Raw genomic sequence first — 25,420 nt, forward strand, 5'->3', positions numbered from 1 at the left:
CTTTGTGCTTTTCAAAAGCATTCTTGGATAAAAATCTTTCCGTTCTTTGCGGTAAAAATGTATAATGTGTAAAAAACACACTTATTTTAACAATTTGCAGGAAGGTACAGGACACTTATGTTTTAGCCTTACTTTAAATTGGTGCCAATTAATGGTAAAAATGTTAAAATTGTCGAGATTATAAGTTTTTGATTCATAAAATTTATAGTTTGAATTATTTTTAAGCATTATAAAAATCAAAAAGATAAAATGCGTTTAACGATCCTACATAAAGTATTTCTAGCTTTTTTAATGACATTTTCTGTTTCTTCAGTTTCGGCTGCTGAGATTTGGGTTTCAACAACCGGAAAAGATACAAATGATGGTACCAAAGCAAATCCTTTGGCAACCGTGCATATGGCAATGAGAAAAGCCAGAGAATTGCGTCGCCTAAAAGATCCTTCCATAAAAGACGGTATTCATATTATAGTACAAAACGGAACATATTATTTAAATGAATCCTTGTTTATAAGACCCGAAGATTCCGGAACTCCAGAAAGTCCAACCACAATTGAAGCCGATGCAAATGCAAGACCTATAATCAGCGGTGGATTTGAAATTAAAAACTGGAAAAAAGGTGCCACTATAAACGGAGTAAAAAAAGCAAATATCTGGGTAGCCGATGCACCTCAAAAAGCAGGCGAAATTATCAATTACAGACAACTTTGGGTAAACGGAAAAAAAGCCGTTAGAGCCAAAAGTACCTCCGGAAATCAAATGGACAGAATTCTTTCCTGGGATGCCGCAACAGAAACTTGTTGGATTCCATTCAAAGATAAATCCATAAAGTACGAACCCGGAATGGAAATGTTTATCATTCAATGGTGGTCGACTGCCAATCTTCGTATCAAAAATATCGAAGTTCAAAAAGATAGCGCGAGACTTTCATTTGAACAGCCGGAAAGCCGAATTCAAAGTGAACATCCATGGCCAGCGCCGTGGATTTCAAAAAACAACGGAAATTCTGCCTTCTTTTTAAACAATGGAATCTCCATGTTGAATGAAGCCGGAGAATGGTATTTGGATAAAAAAAATGCCAAAATCTATTATATCCCAAGAGAAGGAGAAGATTTAACTTCTGCAAAAGTTACCGTTCCCGTTTTAGAGAATTTAGTCGAAATCAAAGGAACTATCGATTCTCGGGTTCATCATTTTAATTTTAAAGGAATTTCATTTCAATACAGCAACTGGCTTCGTCCTTCACACCAAGGTCATGTTCCGTTGCAGGCCGGAATGTATTTGTTGGATGCTTATAAATTAAAAATTCCCGGAACTCCAAATCAGGCAAATTTAGAAAATCAGGGTTGGGTTGGAAGACCAAGAGCAGCTGTTGAAGTAAATTATGCACATAACAATCAATTCGAATCGTGTCGTTTTGAACATTTATCTTCAACCGGATTAGATTTGAATAAAGGTACCAATCACAATACCATCAAAGGAAATTTATTCAAAGATATTGGCGGAAACGCTATAAACGTAGGCGTTTTCTCAGAAGAAGGTTTCGAAGCGCATTTGCCTTTAGTTATTAAAGATGAAAGAGAAATTTGTTCTGATGAATTAATTGCAGATAATCTGATCACAAATGTTGCCAATGAAGATTGGGGATGTTTAGGAATTGCAGCCGGTTTTGTAAAAAATCTAACTATTGAACACAACGAAATTTCGGATGTTGCTTATAGTGGAATTTCAATGGGCTGGGGTTGGACGCATACCAAAAATGTCATGGAAAACAATAAAATCATCGGAAATAAAATTCATCATTATGCCAAACATTTGCATGATGTTTCCGGAATTTACACACTTTCGTCACAGCCAAACAGTCGAATAGAAGAAAATTATATTGATAAAGTATACAATAGTCCATACGCACACGATCCGTTTTTATGGTTGTATTTGTATACAGATGAAGGAAGTCAGGGTTTTACAATCAAAAATAATTGGATTGCAACGGAAAAAATCCTAAAAAACAACAACGGTCCGGAAGGCAATATCTGGGAGAATAATAATCCGTACGTAAGCACAAAAATTAAAGAGGCTGCTGGAATCAGAGCACCTTACATCAATTTAACAAAAGAAGTTGCTATTGATGAAAAATGGGGCTTACAGGAATTACCAAAAGCCGTTGCAATCGAAATGATAGGTTCTGATTTTGATATCGAAAAAGTAAAATCAACTATAAAAGGTTTCAGAATTGTTGGTGAATCATTGTACCAATGGAAAAATCATTTGGTGATTTACGGAAAAATGAATCAGCCTGAAAGAACGAAAAAGAAATTGGCTCTCGCTTATCCATCGGCACAAATAAAAATTTACGAAAACCCAATTTACGATTTCCAGAATTTTGAAAGATGCAAAGATTCAAAACCGGCATCAGAATGGGAAAATATTGTTTTAACTGCCAATTTGGTTCAGGACGAAAAACTGCAAAAAGAGTATGTAGATTATCATACCACACAATTTGAAAAATGGCCTGAAATCGCAAAAGGTTTCTGTAATGCCGATTTTCAGCAATTGCAGGTTTTCAAAAACGATAGACAATTAATGTTGGTCATCAGTATTCCGAAAGGAGAAAATCTGGATAAACTGAATCCGAAAACAACAGAAAATAATCCCCGTGTAGACGATTGGAACGCCTTAATGAAAAAATACCAAACCGGAATCGAAGGCGCAAAACCAGATGAAACCTGGATTTTCTTAAATAAAGTAAGCTAATAAAAGGCCACGAATTCACGAATTTTACTAATCGTTGAGCTAATGATTTTATTAATTCGAATTGTATTATAGGAATATTAAAAGAAGAATTGTAGGAAAATAAATTCGTGAATTCGTGGCGGAAAATAATTTAAACCAATAACAAAAATGTTGAAAATTGCCATTCTTGGACTTGGAGAAGGTCGCAGCACAATGTCGGCAGCTTTAAAAAGCTCGAAATTGGAGCTCGTAAAAGTATGTGATCGAAACGAAGACTTGTGTAAACAAAGAGCAAAAGAATTTGATTTTCATTCATACACAACAAATTACGATGATTTATTGAATGATGATGCAATCGATATCATTGCGATTTACACACCGGACCATCTTCATGCCGATCATGTGAAGCAAGCTTTGCTTCACGGAAAACATGTCGTTTGTACCAAACCTTTTATCGATAATTTGGCAGATGCAAAAGAGTTATTAGCCTTGAGCGAGAAAACGGGAAAGAAAGTATTCATTGGTCAGAGTTCAAGATTTTTTGAGCCCGCAAAAAGACAAAGAAATGATTTTGAAGCAGGTTTAATTGGCGATTTAATTACAATCGAAGCGCAATATCACGCAGACCACAGATGGTTTTTAGAAAAAGAATGGTCATTATTGCAATCTTTCAAATGGCTTTACGGAGGTTTAAGTCATCCTGTAGATTTTATCAGATGGTATTTGCCAAACATTGAGGAAGTAATGGGGTACGGAATGATCAGCAGTAACGGAAGTGTCGCTGGATTAAAAAATGAAGATACGATGCATTTTATTTTCAAAGCAACCGACGGAAGAATTGCCCGAGTTAGCGGAGTATATACATCACCAACACAACCTGCACAAAGAGACAGCGGAATGAGTACGATTCTTAGAGCGACAGAAGGCGCAAGCCAGGCCGATTATCATGAATTGCGTTACGCCGTTACAACAAAAGATGGAGAAGAAAAAATAATAACGTGGGGTGATGCCACCTTAAAACATTATTTCCGTTTTGAAGGGCAAAGTCATCACGCAGGAGAATATCAAAATTATCTGGAATATTTCGTAGACAGTATCGAACAAAATTTCACTGCCTATCCGGACATGAAAGAAGGTATTGGTACCGTAGCTTTATTACAGGCGATGGACAAATCGTTACAAACCGGAATGCCAGTTAAAATAGCTGATGTTTTAAAAGAGTATGAGCTATGAACAGTATTTACGATAAGTTAACAACCTTAGATTTTATCATTGTTGCCGTTTATTTAGTAGCCTTATTAATTATTGGTTACGTAGTAAGTGTGAAACAAAGCAAGAAAAATGAAACACTTTTTCTGGCCGGGAATTCGCTAAAATGGTACAGCATTGGGTTTAATATGTGGGGCACCAATGTTGGTCCGTCCTCCTTATTGGCTTTTGCAAGTATTGGTTATGCAACCGGAATTGTAGCAGGAAATTTTGAGTGGTATGCTTTTGTTTTTTTACTGCTTTTGGCGATGGTTTTTGCACCGCGTTATATTGCGAGCAAAGTGAGTACCATGCCAGAATATATGGGAAAACGTTACGGCGACAGCACACAAAATATTTTGGCCTGGTATGCTTTAGTGAAAATCTTGGTAAGTTGGTTATCGTTAGGATTATTTAGCGGGGGTATTTTGGTACGTCAGATTCTCGGAATTCCGATGTGGCAAAGTGTTACCGTTTTAGTGATTTTTTCGGGAATTTTCACCTTCGCAGGAGGATTAAAAGCTATTGCAAAAGTGAATGTTTTTCAGATGATTTTATTAATTGTCGTTTCATTGACATTATCCTATTTAGGATTGCAAAAAGTGGGAGGTATTAGCGCCTTAATTGCCAAAACGCCTCCTAATTTCTGGAATTTAGTACAGCCTGCAAACGATGCGCACTATCCGTGGCCGGCTATTTTGTTGGGATACCCGGTTGCGGCGGTTGCTTTTTTCTGTACCGATCAATCGATGGTGCAGAGTGTTTTGGGAGCCAAGAATTTAGAGCACGGACAATTGGGCGTAAATTTCATTGGCTGGCTAAAAGTATTGGCGTTGCCTTTGTTTATTTTACCGGGAATTCTGTGTTATGTTTTATATCCTGAATTAGGCAAAAATTCTGATCTCGCGTATATGACAATGGTGACTAATTTATTCCCAAGTGGAATGAATGGTTTGGTTATTTGTGTTATGATCGCAGTTTTGGTAGGAACAATTGGTTCGTCATTAAATGCCTTAAGTACAGTTTTTACCAATGATATTTATGTGAAGAAAATAAATCCGACGGCGACTATCAAGGAACAAATTAAGATTGGACGCATCACAATTGCAGCCGGATGTTTGTTCGCCATTTTGATTGCCGTTGCGATTGATAATATAAAAGGACAAAATTTATTTAATATTTTTCAGGCTGTTTTAGGATTTTTAGCGCCTTCATTATCTGTGGTTTTTCTGCTGAGTATTTTTTGGAAGCGTATTACTAAAAAAGCTGTAAATGCAACACTTTCTTGGGGATCAGCTTTTAGTTTATTTGTTGGGGTTTTATATTTATGGATTTTTCCTGCTGATAAATATCCGTTTTGGCCACACTTTTTATTAATCTCATTTTACATTTTTGCGACATTATTAGTGTCGGCACTTGTTATTTCATTAGCAGATAAAAATCCTGAGATTAATTTTTCAGATGAAACTGATATTCCTAAAACTAGTAAGAAAGTCAAATTGTTGTTTGGTTTATTGGGATTGACGATTTTGGCTTTGTATTTGATTTTTAATGGGAATTAGAAATTTTGCTAAATAAAAATAATGATAGGAACGCTTTCTTTTTTAAGGAAGCGTTTTTTTAATCGATAAAAAATATGAACATTATATTTGTAGGTTAATTTTTATAAATTTGACAAATGAATTACTTGTTCGATTAAGAACAGTTAATAATAAGTTCGGTTTATATCAGAACTTTATTTATATTTGCAAAGTCATTATTATGAGAATTATTGGGAAAAAGACAATTTTAAAAATTCAAAAGAAAAACATTGGCAATAGAAAGTTATGTGCTGAAATTGATAAATTAATCAATGATTTAGAAAAATTTAATCCTGGCGAAGAAAATATCAATGATATTAGAAATGATGCAGACTGTGTTCATAGCGATGGATTTTATTTTTTTGATATCAATATTCATAGAACGCTTATATTGATTGAATTTGATGATGATGGAGAAGCTACAATATTGTGGGCTGGCACTCATCAGGAATATGAAGCAACATTTAAAAATAATAAATTAACCATTGAAAAATGGTTAAGAAAAAATGGTTACATAGAATAATGAAAACACATTTTGACATAGAAAAAATAGTAGAAAAGGGTATAATCACTAATGAATTAGATTATGAAAGGGCTCTTATTTCTGATGGAAAATTAAGACTTCTTTCTAAAGAAAATCTTCATTTTAAAAATTTAAGAACGAAACTACGTGATATAATTGAAAAATATGAAAATTCTGAATGGAATGATGTAGACAAAATTGATGAGAATAAACTTTTAGAAAGTGATAAGGCTGAACGTATTGCTGAATTAGAAAGAATATTTCTGGAAAACAGAAAACAAGCAATAAGAAAAAAGCTCAAGGAACTTGAATTAACTCAGGAAAACTTAGCCTCAATTTTAGGTCATAAAAGTAAGACTCATATGTCTGAACTAATGAATGGAATTAAACCATTCACTTTAAAAGATCTAATTATTATTAATCGATTATTAAAAATTGAAATAGCAATTTTAATACCTGTTTTTCTTTCTAAAGAGGATCAAATTAAGGTAAAAGAAGCTGTGATGAAATTAGGTAAGCCAAAAATAAAATTAACAAGTGAGGACTTGGTTTTATATTAATTAAATTCTATAGAACTAAAAAAACACATAGCATTTCAACAGAACGCTATGTGTTTTTTATTTAAATGAAATGCCTTTTTCAGACAATCCAGATACTATGTTTCTATGTGTTTACAATTATTTCTCAACAGCCTTCCTCTTCTCCAAATTAGGCAAAAATCCAGTAATTACTCCAATTAAAGGAAGAAATGCACAAATCTTAAAAACATATTCAATACTAGTTGCATCGGCGATTCTTCCTAAAATGGCAGAACCTAAACCACCCATTCCAAAAGCAAATCCGAAGAAAAGACCAGCAACAAGCCCAACTTTTCCAGGCATTAATTCCGTGGCATAAACTAGAATGGCAGAGAATGCCGAAGAAAGAATTAACCCAATGATTACAGATAAAGTTCCAACCCAAAATAAAGATACATAAGGCAATAACATTGTAAAAGGAGCAACCCCAAGAATAGAAACCCAGATTACATATTTTCTTCCAAATCTATCACCAATTGGTCCGCCAATTAAAGTTCCTGCAGCAACAGCACCCGAAAATAAAAATAAATAAACCTGCGATTGTTGAATGCTAATGTGGAATTTATCAATAAGAAAGAAAGTATAATAACTTGTAATACTGCTCATATAGAAGTATTTAGAGAAAATCAAAACCAATAAAATGATCAGTGAAGTAGTTACAGTTCTTTTCGATAAATGATGCGTTTCGATTTGATGAGATGATTTATTAGCATTTCTTAATGACAAATGTTCACTGTACCAAAGTGCAATTTTATACAAGGCAAAAATTCCGATAATAGCGATAATACAAAACCAAGCCACGTAAGATTGTCCATGAGGAATTACGATAAATGCCGCCAACAAAGGTCCGATAGCACTTCCCGCATTTCCGCCCAATTGAAAAATAGACTGCGCCAATCCTTTTTTTCCGCCCGAAGCCAAATGTGCAACTCTCGAAGATTCCGGATGAAAAATCGAAGATCCAATACCAATTAAACTAACAGACATTAACAAATAAGTAAAGTTTGTAGCAATCGAAACCAGAAAAAGTCCAACCATTGTAAAACACATTCCGATTATTAAAGAAAAAGGTTTTGAATTTTTATCAGTATACATTCCCACAAAAGGCTGTAAAATTGAGGCTACAATTTGATAAGTAAAAGTGATAATTCCGATTTGAGAAAAACTTAAATTGAAATTTTCCTTTAAAAGCGGATAAATAGAAGGAACGACAGCCTGTAAAAGATCATTAATTAAGTGAGAAAAACTAATGATAAATAAGATCGAATAAGTAGTTTTTTTAAGTATATCAGGATTTGCTTTAATAGTGTCCATGAGTTATTTTTTGATTTTTAAATAAGTTAAAAACAACAGCTGTATTATTTTTTACAAAGGTCAAAAGAATATTTATGTCAGAATTGCTATATTTGGACAATGAATAACCAAATTCGGACATATCGATTAGCGCAGGATTACGGATACCAAATTGATTCTTCAAGGCCAGTTATTGGCTATAGTGAAATGGTAACCAATGAAATATGTATCTCGCACTCACATCCCAGAGGCCAGCTTATTTATGCCACACGTGGTGTAATGAATGTTGTAGTAGGCAATAATATCTGGGTTGTGAATCCGTTGCAAGGCTTGTGGCTGCCGACCGATGTAGAACATCAGGTTACTTTTCAGAAAGACGTTAATTATTACAGCGTTTTTATCGATCCGTCGGCAATGAAAGGATTACCAATTAATAGTTTTTCCTTTGATATTCCGATGTTTTTAAAACAGTTGATTTTTAAAATTATTTCTTTTGGAACGAATGGAAATCTTACCCCTTCACAAAAAAGAATCGGCGATGTTTTTCTGGATGAATTAGCTTTAATTGAACCAAGTGCCACTTTTTTACCAACAACAAATCATGAAAGATTGCAAAAAGTAGTCGAGCTTTTACTGAACGATGTAGCAAGTAAAAACACGATTGATTATTATGCCGAAATTTCGTTTATGAGCACCAGAACTTTATCCCGATTATTTATTAAAGAATTGGGAATGAACTTTAGCGACTGGCGTACCCGATTAAAATTATTAGAAGCCATAAAACGTTTGGGCGAAAAACAATCCATAAAAGAAATCGCTTTCAATTTAGGTTACGAAACTACAAGTGCTTTTATTTATATGTTTAAAAAACATTTGGGGAAAACACCTTCTAATTATATTTTAGAAGATCAAAATGATTCTGATAAATTATCGGCTTAGATCATAATCCTAAATCAGAACGCGGATAAAACGGATTCGCTATCGCGAAGACGCAGATTGAAGCGGATTTTTTCTTTTGGTTCTCTTAATAACTTTGACAAAGTTTGCTGTGTTGATATAATTATAATCTGTGTAAATCAGCGTCTTTACGAAGTAAATCCGTTTCATCAGCGTTCATAAAATTCTAACATCATTTTTTTTGATACTAAAAAAGTGATAAGACGTAATTTTTCCCTTAAAAAATTATCAAAAAGCGCTATTTATTATGAAATAGCAGGATAGTACAGGTTGTCAAATGTATAAAGAACACTTATCTTTAGCTCCCAAATAAACTATCTATGTTAAACCGCTTTTCAATTTTTAAGATTTTACTTGTCTTTAGTGCGTTATTTTTTTCTTCTTTCCTATTCGCTCAGGAAAAAACAAAAGAAGCGACATGGATCTGGTATCCAGGTGATTTTGAAGTTTTGTTAAGCAATAAAATGCAGGTAAGACGTACAGAACGCGAAGCAGTATTTCCACCGCTTTGGCAATATTACAGTCCTTATGCTCTGGTAACTTTTCAAACAGAAGTAGAGATTCCACAGCCAGACGAGGTAAAAATCTATACGGAAGGATCTTTTCAATTGCTTTTAGATGGCGTTCAGGTTTACGGGCAGCCAAAATCATTAAAAATTCCTGCCGGGAAACACAAAATTTCATTTAAAGTATACAATCAGGAAGTGCTGCCGGCTATTTATATTGATGGTAAATATGTTAAATCTGATGCATCCTGGAAAGTGACCAATGAAGATAAACTTTGGATTGACGAAACTGGAAAAGCACAACAATCAGGTACACCATGGATGCCTGTTGGTTCCTGGAATTTTAATTCACCAGAAAATAAACCTTCCGGATTTAAACTAACAACCAAACCTTTAAGCGCAAAAAAAACAGAAAAAATTGGAGCTGGTGAGTTGGTAGATTTTGGTAAAGAAACTTTTGGTTATATTAAAATTCACGGTTTAAAAGGAAAAGGTAAAGTAGCTCTTTATTATGGTGAATCTCGTGAAGAAGCACTGGATTCTGCCAAATGTGAAACACTAGACCATTTATCTTTTGATGGAAATCACCCTGAAACCTACACACACGATGGCTCGAAAGCATTCCGTTATATTCAGGTACAAGCAGATGCAACGGTAAAATATGATTCTATTTCGATGCTTTATGAATATTTGCCATTAGACTATCGTGGCGCATTCAAATCTTCGGACCAAGAATTAAATAAAATTTGGGATGTGTCGGCTTACACGATGCATTTAACAACTCGAGAATTTTTTATAGACGGGATTAAACGCGACCGCTGGGTTTGGTCTGGCGACGCTTATCAAAGTTATTTAATGAATTATTATTTATTCTTTGATTCGGCTTCGGTAGAACGAACGCTATTGGCACTGCGTGGTAAAGAACCTGTGACGGCTCATATAAATATCATAATGGATTATTCACTGTATTGGTTTGTGGGTGTTTACGATTACTATTTACACACTGGCGATACTAAATTCATCAAGACTTTTTATCCACGAATGAAATCGCTTATGGAATTCTGCTTAAAAAGAAGAAACACAAACGGATTCCTGGAACCATTAGAAGGCGATTGGGTTTTTATTGATTGGGCAGACGGATTACCAAAAAAAGGAGAGGTTAGTTTTGAGCAAATGCTTTTAGCGAGAAGTTTAGAAGCCATGGTAGTCAGCGCTAAAATTGCAGGCGAAAATGAAGACCAAAAACAATATCAAAAATTAGCTGATGATTTAAAAACAAAATTATTTGATGTGTTTTGGGATAAGAAGGAAAACGTTATGAAGCATCAACGTATAGATGGTAAAATGCAAAATATTGTAACCAGATACGCTAATATGTTCGGTATATTTTTCAATTATTTTGATGAAGAACAAAAACAAAGCATAAAAAAGAAGGTGTTGCTCAATGATAATGTTCTTAAAATCACAACACCCTACATGCGTTTTTACGAGTTGGAAGCATTGTGTGCTATGGGCGAACAAAATTATGTTCTAAAAGAAATGAAAGATTATTGGGGCGGAATGTTAAAAGAAGGCGCAACTTCTTTCTGGGAAGAATACAATCCAAATAAAAAAGGAACAGAACATTTAGCGATGTACGGACGCCCTTACGGGAAAAGTCTTTGCCATGCTTGGGGTTCTAGTCCGATTTATCTACTAGGAAAATATTATTTAGGCGTAAAACCAACTGCTCCAGGTTATGCCGAATATGAAATCAAACCCAATTTAGGAGGTTTACAATGGATGGAAGGGAAAGTACCAACTCCAAACGGAGAAGTAGCATTATATTGCAGTACCAAAGAAATCAAAGTAAAAGCAGCGGAAGGCGAAGGGAAATTGATTTTTGAAAGTTCAGGCAAACCAAAGACAAATTCAGGAACAATTACAACATTGGCTAAAAATAAATATCAATTGATTGTTCAGCCGAATGTGGAATATAAAGTGAGTTATAAGGCAATTTAAGTTTTACGTTTAAATTATCGACCCAGTTTGTCATTTCGAGGAAACGAGAAATCGCACTCGTTACCACAAAGATTGTCGATTATAGCTGCGGAATTTCTATTGCGATTCCTCCTTCCTCGCAATGACAAGATTGGAGGAATTGCGGAGTCAATTAAAAATACAAAAACAATGTTTTCAAAAAATACAAAATACAATTTAAAAGTAAAAACAGTTTTTCTACTGATGTTTTCAGTATGCTTTCAATTTTCAGTTTTGGCACAAAATTCAAGCTGGACACCATCTTCTTTTGAAATTGTAAAATCAAATTATAAAACTTTCAAAACAACACAATACGCTCATGTTTTTTCAGGAAGCAAAAATAATATTGTTCGTTTAGCACCAGATTTACAGGGTTTACAAGGGATTCAACTTCCTTTTGAAAAATATAAAAGCGGTACAAATACTCCTTTGCAGTTAAGGTTTAAAGAACCGGTTAAGGTTATAGTTGGTATTTTTCAGGAAAATAATCCAGAATATCTTCAGTCAAATAAACTTGAAAATGCAAAATTGGTTTTAAAAAACGGATTAACCATTACAGGATTACCTTCGGTGAATGTATATGCGCTTTCATTCCCAAAAGGAAAACAAACAATAAATCCCGGAAATGGATTATTTGCAATATTAGGCGTTATAAAAGATACTCAAAAATTAAGCTTTAGAAATGCTGAACTTCCAGACGGGAAACTTTGGAATCCAACTTTTATAGTTGAAGGATTTTCAGATGAAAAACCACTTTTCGAAATTATAGGCGGAGAAAACAAAGCTGTTGTAGATGAAGGAATGTCTGGAACAGAAGGAATTCAGGGAGGTTTTGAAGGCGGGCGTGTAGTAAAAGTTGGCGATACGTATCACATGTTTCCAACAGAAAGAGCCGGAGAAATAGGAGTAGATTATTATTACGATCGTGTAAAAACCCGAATTGGTCACTGGACAAGTAAAGACGCCATTCACTGGAAAAGAGAATCAACGATTTACCAGGCAAGCGGAACTTACGCCATAACCGAAGACGATAACCCAATGAATGATCGCCGTGCCGCAATTTGGTCGTATATGCCGGTTTTTAACGAAAAGGCAAACAAATGGTACGGCTATTATTTAGCTTACACAGTTAGTAAAACCATAGAACCGAATCACTCTTTCGGAAGAATCTGGCGTTGCGAATCAACCGTAGATGGAATTGACGGAATTGGCGGTCCATACAAAGATATGGGAATCATCATGGAACCAGGCTTAGATTCTGAACCGTGGGAAGGCCGTCAAGGCGTAGCTTCTTTTTTTCCATACAAAGTAGGCGATAAATATTTTGGATTTTATAGCGGAGCATACCCTTTTAATTCTTGGGCCGATTATCCGAAGAAAACCGGAAAAGGCTGGTTTGTGGCTTTGGCCGAATCAAAAAGTTTAGAAGGTCCGTGGTCAAGAATAAAAGACGGAAGCAATCCTATAAAATCAATGCATCCTTTTTTTGTAGAAAATCCAATTGTGAGTCAGTTGCCAAACGGTTTATATATCGCCGTTTTTGATGGAGGCCCAGACGGTTGGGGACATCATTTACCGAATATGATGGCGTATTCATTATCCAAAGATGGAAAAAACTGGTCAGAAGCAAGATATCTTCCCATAGAAACAAAAGTTGATAAATGGTGGGATATTATGAGAACACCGCTTTGTTTAATCCCCGAAGGAAATGACGTTTATACAATTGTTTACGCCGCGATAGATCTAAAAAAGAGATTTCACCCAATGGGAATGGTAAAAGTAAAACTAAACAAAGAAGTAATGGAATCTCGATTGAAAGAGTTGAAATAATAGCCCACAGATTGTACGGATTAAACGGATTTACACAGATAGTTTAATTTAAAAATCTGCCAAAATCTTTTTAAATCTGCGTGAAACAAAAAATAAAACCCGTGAAAATCGGCCTAAATCCGTGTCATCCGCGTGCCATAAATTACATAAAGAATGAAAATTAAGTATCTAATCATCGCCATTACAACACTTTTCATAACTAGTTGTGCAACGACAAAATACAAGAAAAGAGAAATCAACGAAACCGTAATGCAGGAGATTTACAACGAAATCAAAACGCCTTATAAATACGGTTTGGTGATGGTTCCGACAGACAACTCATATAAAATGGATTGCCCAAGTGTATTTAGAAAAGACGGTAAATGGTTTATGACATATTTAATTTACGATGGAAGAGGTTACGAAACCTGGCTGGCAGAAAGTGATGATTTATTGCATTGGAAACATTTAGGAAAAGTAATGTCTTTTTCAGAAAACGAAAAACATTGGGATGTTAACCAAAAAGCAGGATATATTTCATTGCAAGATCCAACCTGGGGCGGAAGCTACGAATGGGAAAAATACGATGACAAATATTGGATGAGTTATTTTGGTGGAGACAGTAAAGGTTACGAAGCCGGAGTTTTGTCAATCGGAATGGCGTATACAAAAGAAGCACCTACAAAACCACATGAATTTCAAAGATTAGAAAATCCGGTTTTAACTCCAAAAGATAAAGACGCCAGATGGTGGGATAATAGTACGATGTATAAAAACAGTGTTATTCGCGATGAGGACAAAGTTACAGGACACAATTTTATCATGTATTACAATGCGCGAGGTGATAGTATAAATCCTGCTAAAGGTGCAGAGCGTATTGCTATGGCTGTGTCAAACGATATGAAAAATTGGGAACGTTATGGCGATAAACCTTTAATCAATCATCATAAAGGAATCTCAGGAGATGCCTATATTCAGCGCATTAATGATACTTGGGTAATGTTCTATTTTGGAGCTTTTTGGACGGGTTGGAATCAAGGTGCATTTAACCGTTTTGCCGTTTCGAACGATTTAGTAAACTGGACCGACTGGAAAGGTGAGGATTTAATTAAATCGTCTGAAACTTATGACAATATGTTTGCGCACAAATCATTTGTAGTAAAATATAATGGAGTAGTTTATCACTTTTATTGCGCGGTAAATAAAGCAGAGCAAAGAGGAATTGCCATTGCGACGTCTAAAGATTTAGGAAAAAGTGAAATGAATTTTGTGGCACCGCCAGAGAAAAAAGAGAAGAAATAATGAATAATTTTAAAGTACTATTTTTTATCCTGTTTGGAATAATTGCCCAAGCACAATCCGTAACCGGCGAACCTGCGGGAATTCCGGAAATACCTAAAAAACACGAATTTGCTCCGTGGGAAGATCCAACCGTAACAAGTATCAACAGACAACCATCAAGAGCAACTGCGTATTCGTATGCAAATATTGAAGACGCACTAAAAGGAGACAGAACAAAAAGCCGACTAAAAATGCTTACCGGTGATTGGGATTTTAAATATGCATCGAATCTAAAAGAAGCTTCAAAAGATTTTTATAAAGGAAGAGTTGCTGGTTGGGATAAAATCGAAGTGCCATCGAATTGGGAATTAAAAGGCTACGATATCCCGATTTACAAAAGTGCCGTTTATCCTTTTAGACCCATAAATCCACCTTTTATTCCTAAAGATTATAACGGAGTTGGTTCGTATCAACGCACATTTACCGTTCCCGAAAATTGGAAAGACATGACGGTAACTTTGCATTTTGGTGCTGTAAGTTCAGGGTTTCAGGTTTGGTTAAACGGAGAGTTTTTGGGTTATGGTGAAGACAGTTTTCTTCCGTCAGAATTTGATATTACGCCTTATTTAAAAGAAGGCGAAAATGTTGTTTCGGTTCAGGTAATTCGCTGGACAGACGGTTCGTATCTTGAAGATCAGGATCACTGGCGCGTGAGCGGAATCCAGCGTGAAGTTTTTATCATGGCCGAACCAAAGTTACGTATTCAGGATTTCTTTTATCAAACCAAATTAGACAAAGAATACAAAGACGCTTCTTTTCAATTACGTCCAAAAGTTGAAAATTTAACAGGCGAAAAAATCAAAGATTATACTTTTCAGGTACAATTATATGATGCTAATAATGTGGCATTATTTAAAGAACCGCTTCAAAAACCGGTTATCGATATGATCAACGAAAGTTATCCTCGTCTGGATAATGTACGTTTTGGAATGTTTAAAGAAAATATCGCAAATCCCAAAAAATGGAGTTCAGAAGAGCCAAACTTGTACACTTTGGTAATGTCTATAAAAGACGCCAACGGAAATATTACAGAAGCAAAAAGCTGTAAAGTTGGTTTTCGATCTATCGAATTTTCTAAGGAAAACGGAAAAATGCTCATCAACGGAAAAGAAACGTATGTGTATGGTGTAAACCGTCACGATCAACATCCGATAAAAGGAAAAGCAGTGAATAGAGACGATATCAAACAAGATATTACGACGATTAAAAAATTCAATTTCAATTTTATCAGAACAAGCCATTATCCAAACGATCCTTATTTTTATGATTTATGCGATCAATACGGAATCATGGTGATGGACGAAGCGAATCAGGAAACACACGGAATTGGCGGAAAATTAAGCAACGATCCAAAATGGACAAATGCCTATTTAGAACGCATGACCCGAATGGTCGAAAGAGATAAAAATCATCCTTCGGTAGTTTTCTGGAGTTTAGGAAATGAAGGTGGAAAAGGACCAAACCATGCGGCAATGTCGGGTTGGGTTCATGATTTTGATATCACGCGTCCGGTACATTACGAACCAGCGCAGGGAAATCCGAGATTAGAAGGTTATATTGACCCGCTTGATCCGAGATATCCAAAAACAATCGATCACGCGTATCGATTTGAAAATCCACAAGACGAACCGTATGTAGATATGGTAAGTCGTTTTTATCCGGGCGTTTTTACACCGAAGTTTTTAGTAGATCAAAAGAAAGACACGCGACCAATTATTTTTGTCGAATATTCTCATGCTATGGGAAATTCGGTTGGAAATCTCAAAGAATTATGGGATGAATTCCGTTCGCTTCCAAGAGTTATTGGCGGTTGTATTTGGGAATTTAAAGATCAGGGATTGGTAAAAAAAGATCCTGCAACTGGTCAGGAATTTTTTGCTCACGGAGGAGATTTTGGTGAAAAATATCACGACGGAAATTTTAATACAAAAGGAATTGTTGATTCAAATGGAAAACCAAAAGGTTCGATTTATGAAAATAAATGGATCTATCAGCCAGCGACAAGTACCTTAAAAGACAATTTTCAATTAGAAATAAAAAATCGTCAGGCCGTAAAATCTTTAGCAGACTACGTTCCGGTTTTAAAAATTCTCGAAAACGGAAATGTTATCAAAACTCAAATTCTAAAACCTTTCAATTTAGAAGCCGGACAATCTACCGTTTTAGATGTAAAACAGTATTTGCCAAAATTGAAAAAGGATGCTGAATATTTTCTGAATATCGAATTTCAACTTTCAAAAGATGAATTGTGGGCTTCTAAAGGTTACGCTGTCGCGGAAGATCAGTTTCGGCTAAAAAAATCAGAAGCAGTTTTAGATTTTACAAAAGATAATGTTGAGGTAAAAACTTCAGAAACAGATTCAGATTTTAAAATCAAAGGAAAAACGTTTGACATTAATATAAACAAAGCAAATGGTGCATTGAATTCCTATGTTTTTAATGGCGAAGAACAAGTTTTTGCTCCATTGCTTCCTAATTTTGTGAGACCACTTACGGATAACGACAAAAGAGGATGGAAATCGCATAAGGTTTTGAAACCGTGGTACCAGGCAAAACCAAAATTGGTAAAAACCAAAATGGAAACAACAATTGCCGGAACTATAATTACAAGTGATTATGAAGTTATAAAAGACAGTGCGCAAGTTCAGGTAATTTATAACATCAACAAAAACGGAATTATTAAAGTCGACTATAGTTTGAAAGCCACAAACAAATTACCAAACATTCCAAAAATCGGAATGCAAATGGGTGTTCAGAGAAAGTTTGACCAAATTTCATGGTATGGAAAAGGCGAATTAGAAAATTATATCGACAGAAGTTTTGGTTCGTTCGTAGGGAAATATTCTCTGCCAATTAATGATTTTCTGGAGCATTATGTAAAACCTCAGGAAAACGCCAACAGAACCGAAGTAAGATGGATGGCTTTTACAACACCACAAAAAAACAAAGGTTTATTGGTAGTAGATGATGCAAAAGTTTTAAGCATGAGCGCGTGGCCTTACACACAGGAAAATTTAAGCGCTGCCAAACATACTTTCGACTTAAAAGATCCAGGATTTTTAACTGTAAATATCGATTTGATTCAAATGGGAGTGGGAGGAAATGACAGTTGGACATCGGTTGCGCAGCCTTTAGAAAAATATCAAATTAAATCTGGAGATTATCAATATAGTTTCTATCTGGTTCCTTTTTCAGCAACAAAAAATGGATTAGAAGAAAGCTTGAAAAAGTTTAAATATTAGTTTAGGTCTTCGTAGATAAATAAAGAGTAGAGATTTAATGTCAAACATAGCCCGAGGTTTTAACCTCGGGAAACGTATTGTGAAATCACGTTACGTCTCAATGGTTGAAACCATTGGCTATGTTTTATAATGACAAATTAAACCCGACACGTTTTTAAAACCTGTCGGGTTTAAACGTAACGAATAGAAAAAACAATAAAATGTTTCAAAAAAAACACCTCTTTTTAATGTTACTTTTTGTGGGAATCCTTTCCGCACAAGAAATTCATAAAAAAGAAACAACAGAGTTTCAACCCACAATCGAATCCTCAAAGCCTTGGGTATATTGGTATTGGATGAAATCTGCGTATTCTAAAGTGGGAATTACAGCAGATTTAGAAGCTATGAAACAGGCTGGAATTGCAGGTGCTTATTTAATGACGATTAAAGGTCCGGCAAATCCGCCATTAATCGATCCGCCAGTTTTGCAATTGACACCGGAATTTTGGGATATGATAAATTGGGCTTTTAAAGAAGCAAATAGGTTAGGACTAAAAATGGCTTTTCACGGAGCTGATGGTTTTGCCGTTGCAGGCGGCCCATGGATTACTCCCGAAATGTCAATGCAAAAAGTAGTTTGGTCAATAACAGAAATTGAAGGAGGGAAATCGATTAATACAAAATTACCAGTTCCAGAACATTACAAAGATTATTATAAAGACATTGCGACTTTTGCAATTCCCGTAAAAGAATTTCAAACCAATTCGCAAATTCAATTACCAAAAGTTACTACTTCAAATAATACAGACGCTTCATTTTTGGCAGATCCTAAAAAAGACGAGAATTTTAAATTTGCAGAAAAAGGCTGGATTCAATATGAATTTGAAAAACCGTTTACTTGCAAATCCATCGTGATTGAAACCAAAGGAAGAGATTTTCAGGCGCAGCGTTTAATCGTTGAAGTAAGCGACGACGGCGTTAATTTTAAATTTCACGAAAGAATGGTTGCCCCGCGTCACGGTTGGCAGGATATGGATTTCGCACACACACATACTATTGCACCCGTTACAGCAAAATATTTCAGATTTGTTTACGATCCTGTGGGAACAGAACCCGGCGCCGAAGATTTGGATTTTGCGAAATGGAAACAGAATTTGAAAGTCAGTAAAATTACACTTTTGAATCAGGCGTTGATCGATAATTACGAAGGAAAATCAGGAGCGGTTTGGCGTTTAAGTCCGGAAACTTCTGCAAAGCAAATTCCGAATTCTGATGCATTCAAAAAATCGGAGATCATTAATATTTCAAATTTAGTTGATGCTAACGGAAATTTAAACTGGAATGCACCAAAAGGGAAATGGAAAATTATCCGAATGGGACATACTTCGACCGGACATGAAAATGCAACGGGCGGAGCCGGAAAAGGTTTGGAAGTCGATAAATTTAATCCAGAATTAATTCGTTTTCAACTCGATCATTGGTTTGGCGAAATGGTTCGTACTATCGGACCTGATTTGGCTGCAAAAACTTTAGAAATTTTACACTTTGATAGTTGGGAATGTGGAAGCCAAAACTGGTCTTCGGTTTTTCGAGACGAATTTCGAAAAAGACGCGGTTATAATTTGGTTGATTATCTACCTGTTATGGCCGGAATTCCAATTGAAAGTGCTGATGTTTCAGAGAAAGTTTTATATGATGTCCGCAAAACAATTGCCGAATTAGTTGCCGATAATTTCTACGGAACTGTAGCTCAAATTGCCAAAGAAAACAACGTAAAATTAAGTTCAGAAAACGTGGCGCCAACAATGATGAGTGATGCATTGTTGCATTATAAATATGTTGATTACCCTGGAGGTGAATTTTGGCTAAAAAGCCCGACACACGATAAACCTTTTGATATGATTGACGCCATTTCTGGCGGACATATCTATGGAAAAGATATTATTCAGGCAGAATCTTTTACTGCTTTGAGAATGGATTGGGACGAACATCCCGGAAATTTAAAAACACTTGCCGATAGAAATTACGCTTTGGGAATTAACCGATTATTTTACCACGTTTTTGTTCATAATCCGTGGACAGATCGAAAACCCGGAATGACTTTAGACGATATTGGAACTTTTTTTCAAAGAGACCAAACCTGGTGGGAACCCGGAAAAGCGTGGTTTGAGTATTGTCAAAGAGTACAATTTCAATTACAAAAAGGAAAACCGGTGATTGATTTAGCAGTTTTTATTGGAGAAGATTTTCCTTCACGCTCTTTTGTGCCGGATCGTTTAGTGCCTTTTATTCCGAATGTATTTGGAAAGGAAAGACTCGAAAGCGAAAAAATACGTTTAGAAAACGAAGGTCAGCCAACGACAAAAATGCCCAAAGAAGTTACGTATTCTAAAAATAATACCGATTTATCACAATGGATAAATCCGTTAAACGGTTATCAATATGATTCTTTTAATGCTGATGTTTTAATCAATAATGCCAAAGTTGTAAATGGAAAAGTTTCTTTTGGCGGCGGAATCGAATACGGAGCTTTATTGTTTCCGGGAAGTCATAAAATGGCGCCGAATAAAATGATTTCTTTGGCTGCAGCCGAAAAAATATTGCAGTTAGTAAAAGAGGGTGCAACAATTTTTGTGGATGAAAAACCAGATTTACAACCAGGAATGCAATCAGAAGCAGATCATAAAAAATGGCAGAATGTGATTGACGAAATATGGACGAATAACTCGAATTCATCAACATGGAAAATAGGAAAAGGAACCATTATTAAACTTCCGTATTTAGGAAATGATTTTGCTTCAATTGGAATCGAACAAGATGTTTATTTTCCGAAATTGAACAGAGCCGATTCGGAAACTATTGCGTGGACACACAGAAAATCTAATGAAGAAGAAATTTATTTTCTTTCGAATCAAAAAGGTGAGAAAAGAGATTTTGAAGCTTCATTTAGAGTAGGAGGAAAAATCCCGGAATTGTATAATCCTGTAACGGATAAAACAACTGTTTTGTCTGATTGGAAAATTGAAAAAGGAAGAACTAGTATTCCAATTGTATTAGATGCAAATGAATCTTGTTTTGTCATTTTTAAAGAAAATACAAAAGAAATATTTTCGAATAAAAAGCAAAATTATGCCGATTTAGAAACTGTTCAAACTTTAGATGAAAATTGGGATTTGCAATTTGATCCTGAATTTCACGGACCAAAAGAAGTAGTGAAAACGAATAAACTTTTTGACTGGAGTACCTCAACAAATGATCAAATTAAATATTATTCTGGAACATCTGTTTATAAAAAAGAGTTCATCTGGAAAGGGAAAACCAGCGAGAAATTCTGGCTTGATTTAGGAACAATTGCCAATATTGCTGAGATAACCATAAACGGAAAAGACTGCGGAACAATCTGGACGTTTCCATATAAAACAGATATTTCTGAAGCTTTAAAAAAAGGAAAAAACATGATAGAAATTAAAGTGACAAATACCTGGGCAAACCGATTAATTGGCGATGAAAAATTACCAAAAGAAGAAAGCTTAACCTGGACAACAGCGCCTTTTAGATTGCAGGAAGGAATATTATTAAAAGCCGGATTATTGGGGCCGGTTACGATTGTAAAAGAAAAAAAATAAAAGAAAAATAGCCACGAATTCACGAATGATTGTGGATAAAGTATTTAAAAATTCGTGAATTCGTGGCGAAAAAAAAAGATTGAAATGAAGAATATTAAAAGCACTCTTGTAATAATAACATTGTTTTTAGGAAGTTTCCAAATCAATGCAAAAATCAAATTGCCGGCATTATTTACCGACAATATGATCTTGCAGCAAAAATCGAATACACCAATGTGGGGCTGGGCAGAAAAGAATGGAAATATTTCGATCAAAACTTCATGGAATTCTAAAATCTATAAAGCAAAAGCTGATAATTCAGGAAAATGGAAAGTTGAATTACAAACGCCAGTTGCCGGAGGACCTTTTACAATTGAAGTTACGGAGGGAACAGAAAAAGTTATTGTAAAAAATGTATTAATCGGTGAAGTTTGGTTGTGTTCAGGACAATCGAATATGGAAATGCCTTTGAAAGGTTTTCAGGGTCAGCCCGTGAAAAATGGCAATGAAATCATAGTAAGATCAACCAATAAAAATATCCGATTAATTACGATTCCGCGTGCGACAGTTTTAGAACCTTTGCAAGATTTTGAAGGAAAATGGGAAGTGGCTTCTCCAAAATCAACTTCAAATTTTAGCGCGACGGCCTGGTATTTTGGTTCGCTTTTACAGGAAGTTTTAGATGTTCCGGTGGGATTAATTCATGTTTCGTACGGAGGTTCAAGTATGGAAGCGTGGATGAATCAGGAAATGCTGAAAGATTTTGCAAGCGCTAAAATTCCAACCACAAAAGAAGAATTGGCAAAAGATCCAAATCGTGTTCCGACGACTTTATTTAACGGAATGCTTTCGCCTGTAATTGGTTACGGAATCAAAGGCTGTATTTGGTATCAGGGCGAATCAAATTACGAACGAGCTTCTGAATACAAAGAGCTGATGAAAAAAATGGTAAGCAGTTGGAGAGCGTTATGGAAACAAGGCGATTTTCCGTTTTATTACGCTCAGATTGCGCCTTTTAATTATACGCAATTTCATCCAAAAGATTATGTAGAAAAATACAATTCGGCTTATTTGAGAGAAGCACAATTGAAAGCTTCAAAAGAAATTCCGAATTCGGGAATGGCAGTTTTGATGGATGTTGGCGAAGAAAATAACATTCACCCGATGGATAAAGAAAAAGGCGGAAACCGATTGGCTTTTCAGGCTTTGGCGAAAACTTACGGAATTGAAGGTTTCGAATTTGAGAGTCCGAAATACAAATCGATGGAAATAAAAGACGGTTCGGTTACGGTTTCTTTTGATGATGTTTCGAACGGAATTACCTCTTATGATAAAGAAGTTTTAGGTTTTGAATTGGCAGGAGAAGACAAGGTTTTTTATCCTGCAAAAACTATTGTCAGAAGAAAATCGGTGGTTTTGACTTCGGATAAAGTTTTGAAACCAGTTGCAGTGAGATATTTATGGAAAGATTTTGCAAAAGCTGAATTGTTTAGTGGCGGAGGTTTGCCGGTTTCGTCTTTTAGGACAGATGAATGGTAATTTCTGCGAGCTCCTGCAATCCCGAAGCTTTGGGACAAAACCTTGTAGATGTCTGATTGGAAATACCAGAATCTAAAATAAATACCTACAAGGTTTTAGAAACCTTGCAGGAAAACGTAAAAAATGAAAAACACAATTTACATATTCTTTTTCTTCATTACACTTTTCGCGAAAGCGCAAATTCCTGTGCTTGAAAATTACAATCAAGTCTGGAATACACAAAGCCATAATTCCTCTGAATCAATGCCTTTAGGCGGCGGCGATATTGGCATGAATGTTTGGGTAGAAAAAGGCGATTTGTATTTTTATTTTTCCCGAAGCGGAACTTTTGATGAACATAATACACTACTAAAATTAGGTCGGGTAAAAGTGAGTTTAACGCCAAATCCGTTTAAGGATAATGAAGGTTTTCGTCAGGAATTGGTTTTGAAAGACGGTTATGTTTTAGTTGCTCAAAATAATACTAAAATCAAACTTTGGGTTGATGTTTTTAAGCCTGTAATTCATCTGGATTTAGAAAGTAAAACGCCACTGAAAATGACGGCTTCTTATGAAAGCTGGCGTCATTTCAATCGTCCTTCAAAAGGAAAAGCAAATAACGCTAATTCATATAAATGGGCACCGCAGGGCGAAATTTTCACATTTAAAGATTCCGTTTCATTTGAAAATAATGGTGTCAAATTTTATCACAGAAATAGGGAACAAACCGTTTTTGATGTTGCTGTAAAACAACAAAAAATGGAATCGGTAAAAGAGCAAATGATGAATCCTTTGGCGAATCTAACTTTTGGAGGATTCATGACGGGAACTAATTTGAAGTCTGACGGAACTTATTCGGGAAAATATCAAGATACTGATTTTAAAGGATATTCACTTTCGAGTATAAAACCTTCGAAGAAACAAGAACTCCAAATTTATTTATATACCAATCAATCTGCAGAAAAATCTTCTTGGGAAAACGGTTTGAAAAATCAAATCTCGGACTATAAAATCAACTCTAAGAAAGGAGAAAAAAACACGATCAATTGGTGGAATAATTTCTGGGATCGCAGTTTTATTTATACTCAAAAAAATAATAGTGCTGAAAAAGATTCGGTTTATCAAATTGGAAAAAATTATCAATTGTTTCGCTATATGTTGGGTTGCAACGCTTATGGGAAATATCCAACAAAATTCAATGGCGGATTATTTACGGTTGATCCCGTTTTTACGAATCCTGATTTAAATTTTACGCCTGATTTCAGAAATTGGGGCGGAGGAACGATGACGGCTCAAAATCAAAGGCTGGTTTATTTTCCGATGTTAAAAAGCGGTGATTTTGATATGATGAAATCGCAATTGAATTATTATTTGAGCTTGCAAAAAAATGCCGAATTGCGTTCTCAGGTGTATTGGAAACACGGCGGAGCAGCATTTACAGAACAATTGGAGAATTTTGGATTACCAAATCCTGCCGAATACGAATGGAAACGTCCTGCAGATTACGATCCGGGAATGGAATATAATGCGTGGCTGGAATATGAATGGGACACGGTTTTTGAATTCTGCCAAATGATGTTACAGCAAAAAGAATTTGCAAAAGAAGATATTCAAAAGTACAATTCATTTATCATAAGCTGCCTTCGTTTTTTTGATGAACATTATCAATATCTGGCCAAACAAAGAGGTAGAAAAGCATTGGACGGAAATGGAAAACTGATTTTATTTCCCGGTTCTGGAGCCGAAACGTATAAAATGGCGAATAATTCAAACAGCACAATTGCCGCTTTGCAGGTTATTACTGAAAAGCTTTTAAACCTTTCCTCCAAACAATTATCTAAAGAAGAAATGGATTATTTAAAAGGTTTTCAAACCAGAATTCCGCCTTTGAATTTTGCAACAATTGAAAATCATAAAGTTTTGGTTCCGGCAAAATCGTGGGAAAGAATTAATAATTTTGAAGTACCGCAATTATATCCCGTTTATCCTTGGGGAATTTACGGCATAGGAAAACCAGATTTAGAAACCGCTTTGAATACTTGGAAATACGATTCAGATGCCGTAAAATTCAGAAGTCATATTGGCTGGAAACAGGATAATATTTTTGCCGCAAGATTAGGTTTAACCGAAGAAGCCGCAAAATATAATCTCTTAAAAATGAGTGATTCCGAGAGAAGATTTCCGGCTTTTTGGGGTCCGGGTTTTGACTGGGTTCCGGATCATAATTGGGGAGGTGCGGGAATGATTGGCATGCAGGAAATGCTTTTGCAGGAAGCGAATGGGAAAATTTATCTTTTTCCGGCATGGCCCAAAGACTGGAATGTTCATTTTAAATTACATGCAACTCAAAATACAATTATTGAAGTTGAACTTCAAAACGGAAACACAAAAATTATAAATGTAAGCCCGAAAGAAAGAGAAAAAGATATTATAAATCTCTTAGGGATTTCGATAGAAGAAAAGAAAAAATTAAACTAACTAGTAGCACCAAC

General features: G+C 35.4%; 14 protein-coding genes. 13 read left to right on the top strand and 1 reads right to left on the bottom strand.

Annotation, left to right across the window (positions count from 1 at the left end; translation table 11 throughout):
- Positions 1–249: 249 nt before the first annotated feature.
- The 5 genes from RT99_RS15880 (at position 250) to RT99_RS15900 (ending at position 6,641) form a co-directional block, all read left to right on the top strand.
- Positions 250–2,751, top strand: a complete 2,502-nt coding sequence (locus RT99_RS15880; RefSeq protein ID WP_042565746.1) for an L-rhamnose mutarotase — start codon at positions 250–252, stop codon at positions 2,749–2,751.
- A 147-nt stretch (positions 2,752–2,898) separates the two neighbouring features.
- Positions 2,899–3,963 (top strand): Gfo/Idh/MocA family protein, encoded by a 1,065-nt coding sequence (locus tag RT99_RS15885; protein WP_042565747.1) that lies wholly within the window; start codon positions 2,899–2,901, stop codon positions 3,961–3,963.
- The gene (locus RT99_RS15890; RefSeq protein WP_042565748.1) at positions 3,960–5,540 is read left to right on the top strand and encodes a sodium:solute symporter; all 1,581 of its coding nucleotides are present in this window, start codon (positions 3,960–3,962) and stop codon (positions 5,538–5,540) included. The genes RT99_RS15885 and RT99_RS15890 overlap by 4 nt, the downstream gene beginning before the upstream one ends.
- A gap of 199 nt (positions 5,541–5,739) precedes the next feature.
- Positions 5,740–6,081, top strand: coding sequence for a type II toxin-antitoxin system HigB family toxin (locus RT99_RS15895; RefSeq protein WP_042565749.1), 342 nt, complete (start codon positions 5,740–5,742; stop codon positions 6,079–6,081).
- A complete protein-coding gene (locus RT99_RS15900; protein WP_242607217.1) occupies positions 6,051–6,641 on the top strand; it encodes a helix-turn-helix domain-containing protein in 591 nt (196 codons plus the stop codon). The genes RT99_RS15895 and RT99_RS15900 overlap by 31 nt, the downstream gene beginning before the upstream one ends.
- Before the next feature lie 117 nt (positions 6,642–6,758).
- Here RT99_RS15900 and RT99_RS15905 read toward each other — a convergent pair whose 3' ends face one another.
- Positions 6,759–7,973 (bottom strand): MFS transporter, encoded by a 1,215-nt coding sequence (locus RT99_RS15905; protein ID WP_042565750.1) that lies wholly within the window; start codon positions 7,971–7,973, stop codon positions 6,759–6,761.
- A gap of 99 nt (positions 7,974–8,072) precedes the next feature.
- Here RT99_RS15905 and RT99_RS15910 point away from each other — a divergent pair, with 99 nt between their 5' ends.
- The 8 genes from RT99_RS15910 (at position 8,073) to RT99_RS15945 (ending at position 25,406) form a co-directional block, all read left to right on the top strand.
- A complete protein-coding gene (locus tag RT99_RS15910) occupies positions 8,073–8,891 on the top strand; it encodes a helix-turn-helix domain-containing protein (RefSeq protein WP_042565751.1) in 819 nt (272 codons plus the stop codon).
- A 338-nt stretch (positions 8,892–9,229) separates the two neighbouring features.
- Positions 9,230–11,416: a family 78 glycoside hydrolase catalytic domain gene (locus RT99_RS15915; protein ID WP_042565752.1), complete on the top strand. Its 2,187-nt coding sequence runs from the start codon at positions 9,230–9,232 to the stop codon at positions 11,414–11,416.
- A gap of 168 nt (positions 11,417–11,584) precedes the next feature.
- Positions 11,585–13,264 carry a hypothetical protein gene (locus RT99_RS15920; protein ID WP_042565753.1) on the top strand — a complete coding sequence of 560 codons (1,680 nt, stop codon included), beginning with the start codon at positions 11,585–11,587 and terminating at the stop codon, positions 13,262–13,264.
- A gap of 153 nt (positions 13,265–13,417) precedes the next feature.
- Positions 13,418–14,545, top strand: coding sequence for a glycosylase (locus tag RT99_RS15925; protein ID WP_042565754.1), 1,128 nt, complete (start codon positions 13,418–13,420; stop codon positions 14,543–14,545).
- Positions 14,545–17,826, top strand: coding sequence for a glycoside hydrolase family 2 TIM barrel-domain containing protein (locus tag RT99_RS15930; protein ID WP_042565755.1), 3,282 nt, complete (start codon positions 14,545–14,547; stop codon positions 17,824–17,826). The genes RT99_RS15925 and RT99_RS15930 overlap by 1 nt, the downstream gene beginning before the upstream one ends.
- 227 nt (positions 17,827–18,053) lie before the next feature.
- Positions 18,054–21,431: a glycosyl hydrolase gene (locus RT99_RS15935; protein WP_242607218.1), complete on the top strand. Its 3,378-nt coding sequence runs from the start codon at positions 18,054–18,056 to the stop codon at positions 21,429–21,431.
- Between the two features lie 84 nt (positions 21,432–21,515).
- Positions 21,516–22,949: a sialate O-acetylesterase gene (locus RT99_RS15940; protein WP_242607219.1), complete on the top strand. Its 1,434-nt coding sequence runs from the start codon at positions 21,516–21,518 to the stop codon at positions 22,947–22,949.
- Positions 22,950–23,072: 123 nt separating this feature from the next.
- The gene (locus tag RT99_RS15945) at positions 23,073–25,406 is read left to right on the top strand and encodes a DUF5703 domain-containing protein (protein ID WP_042565757.1); all 2,334 of its coding nucleotides are present in this window, start codon (positions 23,073–23,075) and stop codon (positions 25,404–25,406) included.
- Positions 25,407–25,420 lie beyond the last annotated feature (14 nt).

Source organism: Flavobacterium sp. MEB061, from assembly GCF_000834715.1.
In the GTDB taxonomy this organism is placed as follows: Bacteria; Bacteroidota; Bacteroidia; order Flavobacteriales; family Flavobacteriaceae; genus Flavobacterium; species Flavobacterium pectinovorum.